This window comes from Streptomyces sp. P17, assembly GCF_032436805.1.
Lineage (GTDB): Bacteria > Actinomycetota > Actinomycetes > Streptomycetales > Streptomycetaceae > Streptomyces.
On the sequence record NZ_JAVRBF010000011.1, the window covers coordinates 1 to 15,846 of the forward strand.

The 15,846-nt window shown below is 72.8% G+C and carries 14 protein-coding genes and 1 rRNA gene; 12 read left to right on the forward strand and 3 right to left on the reverse strand.

All coding sequences use genetic code 11. From position 1 onward, the window contains the following. Both rrf and RMT89_RS09265 read left to right on the forward strand, forming a co-directional pair. A 5S ribosomal RNA gene (gene rrf, locus RMT89_RS09260) occupies window positions 1–75 on the forward strand; the annotation flags it as partial. A 1,295-nt stretch (window positions 76–1,370) separates the two neighbouring features. Beyond that, the gene (locus tag RMT89_RS09265) at window positions 1,371–2,087 is read left to right on the forward strand and encodes a tetratricopeptide repeat protein (protein WP_315883444.1); all 717 of its coding nucleotides are present in this window, start codon (window positions 1,371–1,373) and stop codon (window positions 2,085–2,087) included. A 53-nt stretch (window positions 2,088–2,140) separates the two neighbouring features. Here RMT89_RS09265 and RMT89_RS09270 read toward each other — a convergent pair whose 3' ends face one another. Then, window positions 2,141–3,433 (reverse strand): DUF1015 domain-containing protein, encoded by a 1,293-nt coding sequence (locus RMT89_RS09270; protein WP_315883317.1) that lies wholly within the window; start codon window positions 3,431–3,433, stop codon window positions 2,141–2,143. A gap of 72 nt (window positions 3,434–3,505) precedes the next feature. Between RMT89_RS09270 and RMT89_RS09275 the strand changes: the two genes are divergently transcribed. The 4 genes from RMT89_RS09275 (at window position 3,506) to RMT89_RS09290 (ending at window position 7,515) form a co-directional block, all read left to right on the forward strand. Continuing rightward, complete coding sequence (locus tag RMT89_RS09275) at window positions 3,506–4,534, forward strand: HAD hydrolase-like protein (protein ID WP_315883318.1); 1,029 nt, start codon at window positions 3,506–3,508, stop codon at window positions 4,532–4,534. A gap of 61 nt (window positions 4,535–4,595) precedes the next feature. Then, window positions 4,596–5,639, forward strand: a complete 1,044-nt coding sequence (locus tag RMT89_RS09280; protein WP_315883319.1) for an iron chelate uptake ABC transporter family permease subunit — start codon at window positions 4,596–4,598, stop codon at window positions 5,637–5,639. Next, window positions 5,636–6,673, forward strand: coding sequence for an iron chelate uptake ABC transporter family permease subunit (locus RMT89_RS09285; RefSeq protein WP_315883320.1), 1,038 nt, complete (start codon window positions 5,636–5,638; stop codon window positions 6,671–6,673). The genes RMT89_RS09280 and RMT89_RS09285 overlap by 4 nt, the downstream gene beginning before the upstream one ends. Next, window positions 6,670–7,515, forward strand: coding sequence for an ABC transporter ATP-binding protein (locus RMT89_RS09290; protein WP_315883321.1), 846 nt, complete (start codon window positions 6,670–6,672; stop codon window positions 7,513–7,515). The genes RMT89_RS09285 and RMT89_RS09290 overlap by 4 nt, the downstream gene beginning before the upstream one ends. Window positions 7,516–7,520: 5 nt before the next feature. On the opposite strand, the gene RMT89_RS09295 is transcribed toward RMT89_RS09290, so the two are convergent. Beyond that, window positions 7,521–7,868, reverse strand: a complete 348-nt coding sequence (locus RMT89_RS09295) for an SCP2 sterol-binding domain-containing protein (protein ID WP_315883322.1) — start codon at window positions 7,866–7,868, stop codon at window positions 7,521–7,523. Between the two features lie 42 nt (window positions 7,869–7,910). Here RMT89_RS09295 and RMT89_RS09300 point away from each other — a divergent pair, with 42 nt between their 5' ends. The 6 genes from RMT89_RS09300 (at window position 7,911) to RMT89_RS09325 (ending at window position 13,914) form a co-directional block, all read left to right on the forward strand. Then, window positions 7,911–8,189, forward strand: coding sequence for a hypothetical protein (locus tag RMT89_RS09300; protein ID WP_315883323.1), 279 nt, complete (start codon window positions 7,911–7,913; stop codon window positions 8,187–8,189). Window positions 8,190–8,196: 7 nt separating this feature from the next. After that, complete coding sequence (locus tag RMT89_RS09305; protein WP_315883324.1) at window positions 8,197–9,012, forward strand: TlyA family RNA methyltransferase; 816 nt, start codon at window positions 8,197–8,199, stop codon at window positions 9,010–9,012. After that, window positions 9,009–9,914 (forward strand): NAD kinase, encoded by a 906-nt coding sequence (locus RMT89_RS09310; RefSeq protein WP_315883325.1) that lies wholly within the window; start codon window positions 9,009–9,011, stop codon window positions 9,912–9,914. Before RMT89_RS09305 ends, RMT89_RS09310 begins: the two co-directional genes overlap by 4 nt. A gap of 138 nt (window positions 9,915–10,052) precedes the next feature. Beyond that, entirely contained in the window at window positions 10,053–11,795 is a 1,743-nt protein-coding gene (gene recN, locus RMT89_RS09315) for a DNA repair protein RecN (RefSeq protein ID WP_315883326.1), read from the forward strand. Window positions 11,796–11,814: 19 nt separating this feature from the next. Continuing rightward, window positions 11,815–12,582: a hypothetical protein gene (locus RMT89_RS09320; RefSeq protein ID WP_315883327.1), complete on the forward strand. Its 768-nt coding sequence runs from the start codon at window positions 11,815–11,817 to the stop codon at window positions 12,580–12,582. Between the two features lie 189 nt (window positions 12,583–12,771). After that, entirely contained in the window at window positions 12,772–13,914 is a 1,143-nt protein-coding gene (locus tag RMT89_RS09325; RefSeq protein WP_315883328.1) for a glycosyltransferase family 4 protein, read from the forward strand. A gap of 164 nt (window positions 13,915–14,078) precedes the next feature. On the opposite strand, the gene RMT89_RS09330 is transcribed toward RMT89_RS09325, so the two are convergent. Beyond that, entirely contained in the window at window positions 14,079–15,710 is a 1,632-nt protein-coding gene (locus RMT89_RS09330; protein ID WP_315883329.1) for a PucR family transcriptional regulator, read from the reverse strand. Between the last annotated feature and the right edge of the window lie 136 nt (window positions 15,711–15,846).

The following is a 15,846-nucleotide window of genomic DNA, read 5'->3' on the forward strand; positions in this document are numbered from 1 at the left end:
AACCCGGAAGCTAAGCCTTACAGCGCCGATGGTACTGCAGGGGGGACCCTGTGGGAGAGTAGGACGCCGCCGAACAATCTTTGGGAAGGACCCCTGGTCCCCAGCGTTCAGCTGGGACCAGGGGTCCTTTTGTTTTTACAATGCTTGTGTACCGAAGACAGGAGTCACCGATGTCCACCAACTCTCCCGACGACCGACCGGAGCGCGACCAGCGGCGACGGGACAGTGGGGACCGCGGAGAGCGTGGAGGCTACCGCGGCCGCGACGACCGTGGCGGCTTCCGCCGCGATGACCGCCGTGACGACCGTCGCGACAGTGGTCGGGGCGGTGACCGTGGTGGTTACGTCCGCCGAGACGACAGGCGTGATGACCGTCGAGGCGATGACCGCGGCGACCGCGGTGGCTTCCGTCGGGATGACAACCGTGGCGGTGGCTACGACCGCCGTGACGACCGTCGCGAGGGCGACCGCGGCCCCCGTCCGCCGTTCCGCCGGGACGACCGCCAAGGCGGCCCGCGCCGTGACGACCGTGGGCGCGACGACCGTGGCGGTTTCCGCCGTGACGACCGTGGTGACCGCCCCGCCCCCCGTCGTGACGACCGTGGTGACCGCCCGGGCTTCCGCCGCGATGACCGTGGTGACCGCCCCGCCCCCCGCCGTGACGACCGTGGTGACCGCCCGGGCTTCCGCCGCGATGACCGTGGTGACCGCCCCGCCCCCCGCCGTGACGACCGTGGTGACCGCCCGGGCTTCCGCCGCGATGACCGTGGTGACCGCCCCGCCCCCCGCCGTGACGACAACCGCGGTGGCGGTTACGGCCAGCGCGACGACCGCCGCGGAGATGACCGCGACCGCGGCGGCTATGGCCGTCGTGACGACAGGCGTGACGACCGTCGCGATGACCGCCGTGACGACCGTCCTGCCGTCCGTCGCGATGACGACCGTGGCGGTTTCCGTCGTGACGATCGCGGGCGGGACGACCGTGGGGGCTTCCGTGGAGGCGACCGGGACCGCGGCTTCCGCCGCGATGACCGCGGCGACCGTGGTGACCGGCCCGCCCCCCGCCGCGATGACCGTGGTGACCGCCCGGGCTTCCGCCGGGATGACCGCCGTGACGACCGCCGCAGCGACGACCGTCGTGATGACCGTGGCGGCTTCCGCGGCCGCGATGACCGTGGTGGTCGTGACGACCGTGGCAGCCGTGGCCCCCGCCGTGACGACCGTGGTGGCCGGCCGGGCGGGTTCCGTGGGCGCGATGACCGTGGCGGCCGCGACGACCGGCGTGGTGGCGGGTATGACCGCCGGGACAGCGACCGTGGCGGTTACCGCGGCCGCGACGACCGCGATCGGGACCGTGAGCCGATCAAGCGGCTGCCGATCCCCGAGGACGTCACGGGCGACGAGATCGACAAGGACGTACGGCAGGAGCTGCAGAGTCTGCCCAAGACGCTCGCCGAGGACGTCGCCAAGAACCTGGTGATGGTCGCGCGGCTCATCGACGAGGACCCCGAGGGCGCGTACGGCTACTCCAAGGTGGCCCTGCGTCTCGCGTCGCGTGTCGCCGCCGTACGAGAGGCCGCCGGGTTCGCGGCGTACGCGAACCAGAAGTACTCCGAGGCGCTTGCCGAGTTCCGGGCCGCGCGGCGGATGACCGGGACCGTGGATCTGTGGCCGCTGATGGCCGACTGTGAGCGTGGGCTCGGGCGGCCGGAGAAGGCGCTGGACATGGCCGGGGCGCCCGAGGTGCACAAGCTCGACAAGGCCGGGCAGGTCGAGATGCGGCTCGTCGCGGCCGGCGCCCGGCGCGACCTGGGGCAGGTGGACGCGGCCATCGTGACGCTGCAGAGCCCGGAGCTGGCCTCCAACTCCGTACAGCCGTGGACCGCGCGGCTGCGGTACGCCTATGCCGATGCCCTGCTGGCGGCCGGGCGGGAGAGCGAGGCGCGGGAGTGGTTCTCGAAGGCCGTGGAGTCCGACAAGGACGGCAGCACGGATGCCTCGGACCGGCTCGCGGAGCTGGACGGTGTCGAGTTCGTGGACGCCCTCGGTGATGAGGACGAGACGCCGGACGCCTCCGACGAGGAGTAGGCCGGGCTAGGAATTGAAGGGGCGGATCCCAGCCGGGTCCGCCCCTTTCGCGTTCACAGGTCCAGTGCGCGCAGGACCAGGCCCGAGGCCGGTTTCGGGCCGAACGACGTCGACTTGCGGGGCATCGTGACGCCCTGGCGGGCCAGATCGCGGACGACCTCCTCGCGGACCGGGTGCATCAGAACGGCCGTACCGCCGTCGCGTTCGGCCTTGCGGACGGTGGCCGCCGTGTCGTGGATGTAGGCGATGCGGGTGGGGTCGTCCTCGGGGATGTGCCAGACGTGGTCGAGGAGCGTGGCATGCAGGACCGTGGCATCCAGGGTGCGCCAGGCCGGCGGGCGGTCGGCGGGGATCGTGCGGGCCAGGAGGGCGGGGTCCGGCTGGTCGACGAGGTGGAAGGCGCCGTCTCCGGCGAGCAGGAAGGCGTTGCCCTCGCGGGCCGCGTCGGCCAAGGCGTCCATGGCCTCGGCGAGGGGGAGCTCCAGGCGCTGGACGTGGAACAGGCCCTCCAGGGCCGCGACGGCGTCCGTCACCGGCAGGCCGTGCAGGAGGCGGTGGATGGCGCGGACGCGCAGGGGATAGCGGGCCGTGTCCACCAGGAGGACCAGGCCGTAGTCCCAGGGGCTGGGAGAGGGGTGCTCGGCGCGCAGCCGGCGGTAGGTCGCCCAGCGGTGGTGGCCGTCGGCGATCAGGGCCTGGTGGTGGGCCAGGTCGGACTGGATGCGGGCCAGGTCCTCGGGGGCGGTGATGGCCCACAGGCGGTGCTGGAAGCCGTCCTCGGTGGTGGTGGCGAGCAGCGGGGGCTGCTGGATGATGCGTTCGAGTACGGCGGAGGTGTCGGCGGCCGAGCCGTTGCCCCGGTAGGTGAGCAGGAGGGGTTCCAGGTTCGCCGAGGTGGCGCGCATCAGGGCAGCGCGGTCGGCGACCACATGCGGCATGACGTCCTCATGGGGCAGGACCACATGTTCCGAGGGGTCCGACAGGCGCAGGGCGCCGATGACTCCGCGCTGGAGCAGGCCGCTCTCGTCGCGCTGTTCGTAGACGTACAGGCCGGGTTCGTCGTCGGCGGTCAGGACGCCCTCGGAGAGCCAGCGACGCAGGGTGTGGGCGGCCTGTTCGTTGCGGGTGCTGGGGGTGCCGGCCTGGGGGAGGATCAGGCGGACGATGTTGTGCGGGTCAGCCGACTGAAGGTGGTGCAGGCCGTCGGGGCGGACGACGACGTCGTACGGCGGGGACGTCACGGCGGCGAGACTGCCGACCCGGTCCGGGTCGTATCGGAGGCCTCTGAACGGGGTGAGTTCGAGGCCCCGGCGCGCCTTTGCTTCCGAGTGACCTGCTGAGTTCATCCCGGCATCGTACGTGTGTCAGTGGCATGCGGGATGATCGGGGGAAAGCCGTCGAACGAGGAGCGATGCGGAATGAGCCAGAGCGTCAGGACGAGCCCGGAGGGCAGCGGCCGGGCCCTGAGCGAGGCGTACGACACGGCGCTCCTCGATCTGGACGGCGTGGTGTACGCGGGCGGGAACGCGATCGCGCACGCGGTCGAGTCGCTGGCCACGGCCCGGGCGGGCGGGATGCATCTGGCGTACGTCACCAACAACGCCCTGCGGACCCCGGACACCGTCGCCGGGCATCTCACCGAGCTTGGCATACCGACGGTCGCGGACGACGTCATCACCTCGGCGCAGGCGGTCGCGCGGCTCATCAGCGAGCAGGTGCCGGCCGGCTCCCGGGTGCTTGTCATCGGCGGCGAGGGGCTGCGGGTGGCGCTGCGTGAACGTGGGCTCGTCCCCGTGGAATCGGCGGAGGACGATCCGGCGGCGGTCGTCCAGGGGTACGGCGGGCCGGACTTGGCGTGGGGGCGGTTCGCCGAGGCGTGCTATGCCATCGCGCGCGGGGTGCCCTGGTTCGCGTCCAACACCGACCTGACGATTCCCAGCGCGCGCGGCATCGCGCCCGGAAACGGCGCGGCGGTGGAGGTCGTACGGATCGCGACCGGTGCCGAACCGCAGGTGGCCGGCAAGCCGCTGCCTCCCATGCACCGGGAGACGATTCTGCGCACCGGCGCCGAGCGGCCGTTGGTGGTGGGGGACCGTCTGGACACGGACATCGAGGGGGCGTTCAACGGCGAGGTCGACTCGCTGCTGGTGCTCACCGGCGTCACCGACGGCGCCCAGTTGCTCGCGGCGCCGCCGCAGCACCGGCCGACGTATGTGGACGCCGATCTGCGGGGGATGCTCACCGGCCAGCCGGAGGTCACCGTGGAGGGTGACGGCTTCCGCTGCGGTGGCTGGATCGCGACGGCCGGGGCGGAGCGGCTGGAGCTGGAGGGAGACGAGGAGGCGCTGGACGGGCTGCGCGCGCTGTGTGCGGCGGCCTGGACGGCGGCGGGCGAGGGGTCGTGCGCGCTGGACGCGGGGAAGGCGCTGGCCCGGCTGGGTTTGTGAGCCCTCGTTCGATGCCGACTCGGCATCGAGAACAGATGCGAGGGTAGGCTAACCTAACTGCGTGTTGGTCGACAGTCCCCCAGAACAGCGCGCGGAAACCGCCCCCGCGCCCCCAACCCGCCGGGCGATACGTTCCTTTGGGCTTCTCCTCTCCGCCATGATCCTGGTGCTCGTCGCGCTGGCGAGCATCGCGATCGGAGCGAAGGACCTCTCCCTGGCACAGGTCTGGCACGGCCTGTTCCAGGACACCGGGACGTACGGCGACGTCGTCGTCGACGAGCGGGTCTCCCGGACCGTGCTGGGGCTGCTCGCCGGTGCCGCGCTCGGTCTCGCGGGGGCCGTCCTGCAGGCGCTCACCCGCAATCCGCTGGCCGATCCCGGACTGCTCGGCATCAACGCCGGTGCCTCCGCCGCGGTCGTCACCGCCATCACCTTCTTCGGCGTCACCTCGATGAGCGGCTACATCTGGTTCGCCTTCTTCGGTGCGGCCGCCGTCGGGGCGCTGGTCTGGTTCCTCGGCGGCAGCCGCGGGGCCACGCCGGTACGGCTGGCGCTCGCGGGGACCGCGATCAGCGCCGCGCTCTACGGCTACCTCCAGGCCGTCATGATCTCGGACAACGCGGCGCTCGGCCGGATGCGTTTCTGGACGGTGGGTTCGCTGTCCTCGGCGACCGACTCGACCATCAAGCAGGTCCTGCCGTTCCTGCTGGTCGGCATGGTCCTCGCCCTCGCGCTGGCCCGGCCGCTGAACGCCATGTCCATGGGCGACGACACCGCCAAGGCGCTCGGCGCCCATCTCAGCCGCACCCGGGCGCTGTCGATGCTCGCGGCCACCGTGCTGTGCGGGGCCGCGACCGCCGCCTGCGGCCCGATCGTGTTCGTCGGCCTGATGGTGCCGCACGTCGTGCGCTCCTTCACCGGCCCCGACCTGCGCTGGATCCTGCCGTACGCCGGCGTCCTGTCGCCCGTGCTGCTGCTGGGCGCCGATGTCATCGGCCGGGTCATCGCCCGGCCCTCGGAGGTCCAGGTCGGCATCATCACCGCGATCATCGGCGGTCCGGTGTTCATCCTGCTCGTACGACGGCGGAGGACGGCGCAGCTGTGAAGACCAACCGTGCTGTGCGGACCCCGGGCGGCCTCTCCGTCCGGCTGGACGTCCGCGCTCTGACCGTCGTACTCCTGCTGCTGCTCGCCGCGTTCGCCGCGAGCGTGGTGCTGATCGGGACCGGGGACTTCCCCATCTCGGCGGGCGATGTGCTCAAGACGCTGGCCGGGAACGGCGACGCGGGGCAGGAGTTCATCGTCAATGAGCTGCGGCTGCCGCGGGTTCTGGTCGCCCTGCTGGTCGGGGCCTCACTGGGCCTCGGCGGCGCGCTGTTCCAGGCCGTCTCCCGCAACCCCCTGGGCAGCCCGGACATCCTCGGCCTCGGACAGGGCGCGACGGCCGGTGCGCTCACCATGATCGTGCTGTTCTCCGGGAGCGCGAGCCAGGTCACGATCGGCGCGCTCGTGGGCGGCCTGGTGACCGGGCTTGCCATCTATCTGCTCGCCTGGAAGCAGGGCGTGCACGGATACCGGCTGGTCCTCGTCGGTATCGGCATGTCCGCGATCCTCACCGCCGTCAACGGCTATCTGCTGACCGTCTCCGACATCGTCGACGCGGCCCGCTCGGTCGTCTGGATGACCGGCTCTCTCAGCGGCCGGGACTGGGCTCAGGTCTGGCCGCTGCTCGCGCTGTGCGCCGTACTGGTGCCGCTGGTGCTCGGCAACGCGCGGGGGCTGCGGATGATGGAGATGGGCGACGACGTCTCCAACGCGCTCGGCGTGCGCGTCGAGCGGGTACGGGCGGTGCTGATGATCTCCGCCGTCCTGCTCACCGCGGCCGCCACCGCCGCCGCCGGCCCCGTCAGCTTCGTCGCGCTCACCGCCCCCCAGCTGGCCCGGCGGCTGACCCGCTCGCCCGGACCGAACCTGCTGCCGTCCCTGTGCATGGGCGCCGCCCTGCTGGTCGTCGCCGACTGGGTCTCGCAGCGCGTCTTCGGCGCCGACCAGATGCCCGTGGGCGTGGTCACCGGTGTCGTCGGCGGCGTCTATCTGCTGTGGCTGCTGGTCACCGAGCGCAGGGCGGGCCGGATATGAGCGGCACCGCGCACAAGAACATCCGAAGGAGCACTGTGAACCGCCTGTCCGCCGAGAACGTCACCCTGGCCTACGACCAGCGGGTCATCGCCGAGCAGCTGTCGGTGGAGATCCCCGACCACTCCTTCACCGTGATCGTCGGCCCGAACGCCTGCGGCAAGTCCACGCTCCTGCGGGCGCTGTCCCGGATGCTCAAGCCGAGCCAGGGCCGGGTGCTGCTGGACGGACAGGTCATCCAGTCGATGCCGGCGAAGAAGGTCGCGCGGACGCTCGGTCTGCTGCCGCAGTCCTCCATCGCACCCGACGGCATCACCGTCGCCGACCTGGTGGGCCGTGGCCGCTACCCGCACCAGGGCATCCTGCGCCAGTGGTCCACGGAGGACGAGCGGGTCGTCCAGGAGTCGATGCGGCAGACCGGCGTCGCCGAGCTCGCCGACCGCTATGTCGACGAGCTCTCCGGCGGCCAGCGTCAGCGCGTGTGGATCGCGATGGCACTCGCCCAGCAGACGCCGCTGCTGCTGCTCGACGAGCCGACCACCTACCTCGACATCCAGCACCAGATCGACGTCCTCGACCTGTGCGCGGAGCTGCACGAGGAGCAGGGCCGCACGCTCGTCGCCGTGCTGCACGACCTCAACCACGCGGCCCGGTACGCCACCCACCTCATCGCCCTCAAGGGCGGCGAGGTGATCGCGGAGGGCGCGCCGAACGACATCGTCACGGCCGAGCTGGTCGAGGAGGTCTTCGGGCTGCGCTGCCAGATCATCGACGACCCGGAGACGGGGACTCCGCTGGTGGTGCCGGCCGCGCGCAAGGTGCGCACGGTGAAGACTCCTGCCTGAGCAGGCTAAAGGAGCTTCCTGAGCACGAGCAGGTCCCGCACGCCCGCGTGCAGCCTCACCCGGCCCGAGCCCCAGGCCTTGGCGAAGTGCAGCTCGCCGTCGACCAGCGCGACCAGGTCGTCGCCGGTCATGGCGAGTCTGATCTGCGCTTTCTCCGGTGGCGGGCCCTGGAGGGTGTCGTGCACATGGATCCGCCCGCCCTGGAGGCGGCCCACGAAGGAGACGTCCAGGTCGGTGATGTGGCAGCTGACCGAGCGGTCCAGGGCGGCGGCCGTGCGGACGTCCCCCTCGGCGTGCTGCATGTTGTCCGAGAGCTTCTCAAGTGCGGCGCGGCACGCTTCGATCGTGGCCATCGCGATCGACGGTACCCCAGCGCTTCGGGGTAGCGTCTGGGCATGAGTGACGCAGTTCCGGAGGCGGAGAGCCTCCAGGAGGCAGTGGCGCCGGATGACGACCCCGCCGCCCCGGCCCCGCTGGGCGTTCCCCGCACGCCCACCGGCCATGCCGAGGTCGACGTCCAGCTGGAGCGGCTTGCCGACGCCGACCACCTCGCCACGGACGGACACGTCGAGGTGTACGAGGATGTACACCGGGGGCTGCGCGACGCGCTCACCGCGCTCGACGCCCGCCCGGGACCTCCGGCGCCCCCATCGGCGTATGGCAGTAGGAGCTGAACCGAACGTGGCAGGAGTCGCACGTCGCCGTCTCGACGCGGAGCTGGTCCGGCGGAAGCTCGCGCGCTCGCGCGAGCACGCCGGCCAGCTGATCGCCGCAGGGCGGGTCACCGTCTGCAAGACCGTCGCGACCAAGCCGGCCACGCAGGTGGAGACCGCGGCCGCGATCGTCGTCTCCTCCGACGACAGCGATCCCGAGTACGTCTCGCGGGGCGGCCACAAGCTGGCCGGCGCGCTGGACGTCTTCGTGCCGCAGGGGCTCGTCGTCAAGGGGCGTCGGGCGCTGGACGCGGGGGCGTCCACCGGCGGATTCACGGACGTACTGCTACGGGCCGGGGCCGCGCATGTCGTCGCCGTGGACGTCGGTTACGGGCAACTCGCCTGGACTCTTCGGAGTGATGAACGCGTCACCGTCAAGGACCGTACGAACGTACGCGAGTTGACGCTCGAAGCGATCGATGGGGAGCCCGTGGATCTTGTCGTGGGGGATCTGTCCTTCATCCCGCTCGGACTGGTGCTGCCCGCCCTCGTGCGGTGTGTGAAGCCGGACGCCGACCTGGTGATGATGGTCAAGCCGCAGTTCGAGGTGGGCAAGGAGCGGCTGGGCAGCGGGGGTGTGGTGCGCAGCCCGGAGCTGCGGGCCGAGGCGGTACGGGGTGTGGCGGGGCGGGCCTGGGAGCTGGGGCTCGGGGTGAAGGGGGTCACCGCCAGTCCGCTGCCGGGGCCCTCCGGGAATGTTGAGTACTTTCTGTGGCTGCGGTCCGGGGCACCGGCACCGGACCCGGCCGACGTTGACCGTGCAGTGGCGGAGGGGCCGCGTTGACACAGAACCGAGCTCGTACTGTTTTCCTGCTGGCCCACACCGGACGGCCTGCGGCGATCCGCAGCGCCGAGCTGGTGGTGAAGGGGCTGCTGCGGTCCGGCATCGGGGTACGGGTGCTGGAGTACGAGGCGGCCGACCTGCCGCTGCCGGCCGAGGTGGAGCTGGTCAAGGAGGCCACCCCGCAGTGCCTGGACGGCTGCGAGCTGCTGATCGTGCTCGGCGGGGACGGGACACTGCTGCGCGGCGCGGAGTTCGCGCGGGCCTCCGGTGTGCCGATGCTGGGGGTGAACCTGGGGCGGGTCGGGTTCCTCGCGGAGGCCGAGCGGGACGATCTCGACAAGGTCGTCGACCGGGTGGTCACCAAGGCCTACGAGGTCGAGGAGCGGATGACGGTCGATGTCGTCGTCCATCAGAACGGCGACATCGTGCACACGGACTGGGCGCTGAACGAGGCGGCCGTGCAGAAGGCCGGCGCGGAGAAGCTGCTGGAAGTCGTGCTGGAGATCGACGGGCGGCCGGTGACGGGTTTCGGGTGCGACGGGATCGTCCTGTCCACGCCCACGGGGTCCACCGCGTACGCGTTCTCGGCGGGCGGGCCCGTGGTGTGGCCCGAGGTCGAGGCGTTGCTGATGGTGCCGATCTCGGCGCACGCGCTGTTCGCGAAGCCGTTGGTGACGTCGCCGGATTCTGTGCTGGCGGTTGAGGTGCTGCCTCACATTCCGCCGGGTGTGCTGTGGTGTGACGGGCGCAGGACGGTTGAGCTGCCGCCGGGGGCGCGGGTCGAGGTGCGGCGGGGGGCTGTGCCGGTGCGGCTGGCTCGGCTGCATCATGCTTCGTTCACGGATCGGCTTGTGGCGAAGTTCGCGTTGCCTGTTTCCGGGTGGCGGGGGGCGCCTCACTGAGCACCTGTGGGGGGTGGTTGCTTTTGTGCCGGCGGGTGCGGGTTCGTCGTGGTTGCTCGCGCAGGTCCCCGCGCCCCTTCAGGTCGGACCACTCCCCTGGGTGACAGGGTGCCTCGCGTCCTGGCGCCCCTACCTCGTATGGTCGTGTCCGTGCTGGAAGAGATGCGGATACGGTCGCTCGGAGTCATCGACGACGCGGTCGTCGAGCTGTCGCCCGGGTTCACCGCTGTCACGGGTGAGACGGGCGCGGGCAAGACCATGGTGGTCACCAGCCTCGGGCTGCTGCTCGGTGGGCGTGCGGATCCGGCGCTCGTGCGGATCGGGGCCGAGAAGGCGGTCGTCGAGGGGCGGGTCACCGTGCCCCCGGGCGCCTCGGCGGTCGTACGGGCCGAGGAGGCCGGGGCCGAGCTCGACGACGGGGCGCTGCTGATCAGCCGTACCGTTTCCGCCGAGGGGCGGTCGCGGGCCCATCTCGGGGGGCGCAGTGTGCCGGTCGGGCTGCTCGCGGAGCTCGCCGACGAGCTGGTGGCCGTGCACGGGCAGACCGATCAGCAGGGGCTGCTGAAGCTGACGCGGCAGCGGCAGGCGCTCGACCGGTACGCGGGGGACGCCGTCGCGGTGCCGCTCGCCAAGTACGGCGAGGCCTACCGGCGGTTGCGCGCCGTCGCCGTCGAGCTGGACGAGATCGTCACGCGCGCGCGGGAACGGGCCCAGGAAGCCGACTTGCTGCGTTTCGGTCTCGACGAGATCGCGGGCGTGGAGCCGCGTCCCGGAGAGGACGTGGAGCTCGCGGAGGAGGCGGAGCGGCTCGGGCACGCCGAGGCCCTGTCGTCGGCCGCCACGGCCGCGCACGCCGCGCTCGCGGGCAATCCCGAGGACCCCGAGGGCATCGACGCCACGACGCTGGTCGCGGGTGCGCAGCGGGCCCTGGACGCCGTACGGTCGCACGACCCCGCGCTGGCGGCGCTCGCCGACCGGATCGGCGAGATCGGGATCCTGCTGGGCGATGTGGCGGGGGAGCTGGCCGGGTACGCCGACGACCTGGACGCGGATCCGCTGCGGCTGGCCGCCGTCGAGGAGCGGCGGGCCGCGCTGACCGCGCTGACGCGGAAGTACGGCGAGAACGTCGCCGCCGTGCTCGCCTGGGCCGAAGAAGGCGCCGGGCGCCTCACCGAACTGGACGGCGACGACGAGCGGATCGACGGGCTGACCGCGGAACGGGACGCGCTGCGGGTCGAACTGGGCGGGCTCGCACAGGCGTTGACCGATGCGCGGACCGAGGCCGCCGAGCGGTTCGCGGCCGCCGTGACCGCCGAGCTGGCCTCGCTGGCCATGCCGCACGCGCGCGTGTCCTTCGCCATCCGGCAGAGCGAGGACCCGGAGGGCGTGGAGGTCGGCGGCCGTACGGTCGCGTACGGCCCGGCCGGCGCCGACGAGGTCGAGCTGCTGCTCGCGCCGCACCCCGGGGCCCCGCCGCGGCCCATCGCCAAGGGCGCGTCCGGCGGTGAGCTGTCCCGCGTGATGCTGGCCGTGGAGGTCGTGTTCGCGGGGACGGACCCGGTGCCGACGTATCTCTTCGACGAGGTCGACGCGGGCGTCGGCGGCAAGGCGGCGGTCGAGATCGGGCGGCGGCTGGCGCGGCTCGCGAAGACCGCGCAGGTGGTTGTCGTGACGCACCTTCCGCAGGTCGCTGCCTTCGCCGACCGGCAGTTGCTGGTCGAGAAGACCAACGACGGTTCGGTGACGCGGTCCGGGGTGAAGGTGCTGGAGGGCGAGGACCGGATCCGGGAACTGTCACGGATGCTCGCGGGCCAGGAGGACTCGGAGACGGCACGGGCACACGCGGAGGAGTTGCTGGCCACGGCCCGCGCGGACGCGTAGGCCTGCGTAGGGTGGCCGGATGATCGTCCGCGCCTCCCTCACCGCCCTTGTCGCCCGCGCCGGTATAACCGGCCTTCGCGCCAAGGCCCCCGACCACTGGCAGCGCAAGAACCACGCCGGACGGACCGTCGGTCTCCACGCCGGGCCCGCGAGCGCTGTGGCCGCCGCTGCGGGGGCCGCCCTGGTCCGCCCCGGCCTCGGCGCCGCCGTGCTGGCCGCCGGGGCCTGCGGGGCGTACGACGATGTCGTCGGCGCCCACGATCCGCGACGTGGGTTCCGGGCACATATGTCCGCCCTCCGGCATGGTGAAGTCACCAGTGGTGCCGTCAAGTTGTTCGGGGTCGGGGCGGCCGGGCTGCTCGCGGGCGCGCTGCTCAAGGAACGGGCCGTGGACAAGGTGCTCGCCGGGGTGGTGATCGCCGGTACCGCGCACGTCGTCAACCTCGTGGACGTACGGCCGGGCCGGGCCGTGGGTGTCGTGCTTGCGCTCGGGGCGCCCGGGCTGCTGCGCGGGGGTGTCGCGAGGGAGTTGTCCGCCGCCGCGATGGGGGCCGCCGCGGCCGTCCTGCCGGACGATGTGGCCGAGCGGTCGATGATCGGCGACACCGGCGCACACGCGCTGGGCGCGGCCCTGGGCGCCGCTGTCGTCGCCGGCAACGGTCGGGCGGGGCTCGTCGCCCACGCCGCCGCGCTCGTCGCCGCCACGGTGTACGGGGACAAGGTGAGCGAGGCGGCCCGGAACCCGGGCCTCGCGCACATCCGTGCCGCCGCCCACCCGTGTGGGTGACCCACTGCCGGCCCCCGCCCGTGTCGCCCGCAGTCGTCGGCCACCTCGGCGTTCCCGGAACACCCGTACGTGCTGGCATCCTTGGCAGTGCTTGTCGTACGCGCAGGGATCCTCGCGGTTCACCCCCTCCGCTCGATCCTTCTGTACTTTCGTCGTGACCGCCCGACCCCGAACCAGGAGCACGGCCACGTGACCCCCGTGAGCAGCCACTCACCGCACGGCCAGTCGCCGCTGCGCACCGTGCAGGTGCTGGGCGGAGGCAACGCCGGCAGCAGCGTGCACGTGCGATCGCTGGCCTCGGGGCTGGTCGCGAGGGGCGTGCGGGTCACCGTGTGCGCCCCCGTCGAGGCCGATCACCTCTACGGCTTCAGCGGGGTCGGCGCCGAACACGTGCACGTGCCGCGCAGCAGCGACCCCGGTTCCGTGGCCGCGCTCCGGGCGGCCTGCGCCGACGCCGATCTGGTGCACGCGCACGGGCTGCACGCCTCCTTCCGCGCCGTGCTCGCCCTCAGCGGACGGCGCACGCCTCTCGTCGTCACCTGGCACGACCGGGCGTACGCCGAGGGCGCCCGCGCCCATCTCGTACGCCTGCTGGAGCGGCGGGTAGCCAAGGCCGCCTCCGTGGTCCTCGGCACCACCTCGGCGCTCGTCGACCGGGCCCGCCGCACCGGCGCCCGGGACGCGCGGCTCGCCGCCGTTTCGCTGCCCGGAGCCCGCCGCGCCCCCGAGAGCGAGCAGGACGAGGCCGATCGGCTGCGGCCCAAGGTGCGGGCCGAACTCGGGGCCATCGGAAGGCCGTTGCTGATCGCCGTGGGCTCCCTCGAACGGCATCGCGGGTACGACGTCCTGCTGGACGCCTCACGCGCGTGGCGCCGGATGGACCCCCTGCCGCTCGTCGTCATCGCGGGCGAAGGGGAGCTGTGGGGCGAACTCCAGAGCCGGATCGAGGACGAGGGGCTGCCCGTGCGGCTCATCGGGCGGCGTGACGACGTAAAGGAGCTGCTCGCCGCCGCCGATCTCGCGCTGCTGCCCAGCCGGTGGGAGGCGCGGTCCGTGCTCGCCCAGGAAGCCCTGCACGCGCGCGTACCGCTCGTCGCGAGCGAGGTCGGCGGAGTGCCCGAACTCGTCGGCGACGCGGCCGAACTCGTCCCGTACGGCGATCCGGAGGCGCTCGCCGCCGCCGTCGTACGACTCCTCGGCGACCCCGAGCGCTGCGAGCTGCTCAGGGAGCGGGGGGTACGGCAGGCGGGGACCTGGCCGACCGAGGACGAGACCGTCGCTCAAGTGCTCAGTGTCTACGACGAGTTGACCCAGCCCCGGCCGCTGATCTAGGCCCGTACTTCGCAGGTCGCCGAAAAGGTTCTCCGCATCGGCCTCACGGCGTCCGATCTCGACCGGGCCGGACCGAGACGGCCATCGCTGCTGCGGTTCCGACCGGCGAGCGATCAGCTACGACCGCTTGGTCTTCACGATCGGGTGACCTGCGAAGTACGGGTCTAGGGCACGTGCCGACGGGCTCGCAGCGCCAGGCTCAACGCCAGTACCGCCTGTGGGTCGTCCAGGTCCGTGCCCAGCAACTCTCCGATGCGGGCCAGGCGGTTGTACAGCGTCTGCCGGTTGAGGTGCAGTTCGCGGGCCGTCTCCGCCTTGCGGCCCGCGTGCGCCAGATAGGTCTGCAGCGTCGGCAGCAGCGGCGGCTTGGAGCGGGCGTCGTGGTCGCGCAGCGGGCCGATCGCGCGGTCCACGAAGGCCGCGAGGTCGGGATGCTCGCGCAGCCGCCACAGCAGCAGGTCGATGTCCAGGCGGCGGGCGTCGTACCAGGGGCGGTCGGTCAGACCCTGGGCCGCGGTCGCCGTCTCCGCCGCGTGCCGAAGGCTCGCCGAGGCCGCCGCCCAGCCGCCCGCGACCCCCACCACGACGACCGGCGGCTGCGCCCCGGGCCGCTGCATCCCGGCCCGTTCCACCCCGGCCCGCAGCGCCGCCGCGACCCGGTCCGCGACCGCCGACCGCTCCGACTCCGAACGCAGGCCCAGCAGCAGCGGCACCCGGCCCTCCACCGGCCGTACACCCAGCAGCACCGGAACACCCACCGCCGCCAGCTCCTCGGCGACCGCGCGGGCCAGCACCGCCCAGCCGCCGCCCGGCGAGAGCGCGTCACCGAGTCGCATCACCACCGGCAGCAGCGGGCTGTCACCCGGCTTGAAGCCCAGCACGCGCGCCTGCGCGGGCGCGTCCTCCGCGGCGATCCGCCCCTCGGCGAGGTCGGTCAGGAAGTCGCCGCGGCCCCGGGCCGCCAGCTCCTCCTCCTGGCGTGCCTGCATCAGCACCACGGCGAGGATGCCGGCCGCCCGCTCCGCCGCGATCCGGTGCACGGGGGCGAGAGGAGCGCGTACCGGGAGCAGGACCAGGCGCGCGCGGACCGAGCCCGTGCCCGGCCCGCCGCCCGGCACGTCCACCAGCACCGAGCCCGCCAGTGGCGGCGCGTCCTTGTGCTGGCCGCGCAGGCCCTCCCACACCTGGAGCGGATCGGCGTTCTCCGGGCCCGCGCCCGCCGCGTACAGGAGCTGGCCGTCGGTCGTCTCCAGGAACATCGGGTTGCCGCTGAAGTCGGCGAGGATGCCCAGCACCTGGGGGATCCCGCCGCCGCCGAGCAGGGCCTCCGTGCAGCGGCGGTGCACCTCCTCGGCGCGCTGGAGGAGCGCGTAGTGGCCGTTGACGATCTCGGTGTGGATCTCCTCGGTGACCGTCACGAACGGCACCTCGCGGTGTAGTTGGACAAGCGGAAGACCGGCCGACCGGGCCGTGTCGACGAGGGCCGCGGGCAGCCGCGTGAAGCGCGGGCCGAGCTCCACCACCAGGGCGGCGATCCCGCGCTCGGCCAGCGTGCGGACGAACGCGCGCTGTTCGGCCGGACGGGTGCCGAGGCCGTAGCCGGTGGTCAGCAGCAGCTCGCCGCCCTTGAGCAGCGAGGCGATGTTGGGCACCTCGCCCGCGTGCACCCAGCGCACGGTGCGCCCGAGGCGGTCGGCGCCCGCCAGGATCTCGGGGAGCCCGCCGCGCAGGCCGGGCAGCTCCAGCGCCCGCTGCACGGTGATACCGGCGCCCTGAGTGTCGTATCCGCTGTCCATGGGCCGGACGCTACCCGCGCCCGTGCTTCCGGGACATCTCCAGGCGGTTACGGAGACGATCATCCGGCCGTCGCGCACGACAATGCGTCGCGCCCGGGCCGGATTTGCATGACCGCGTGTCTGTTGTGGCGCCCGT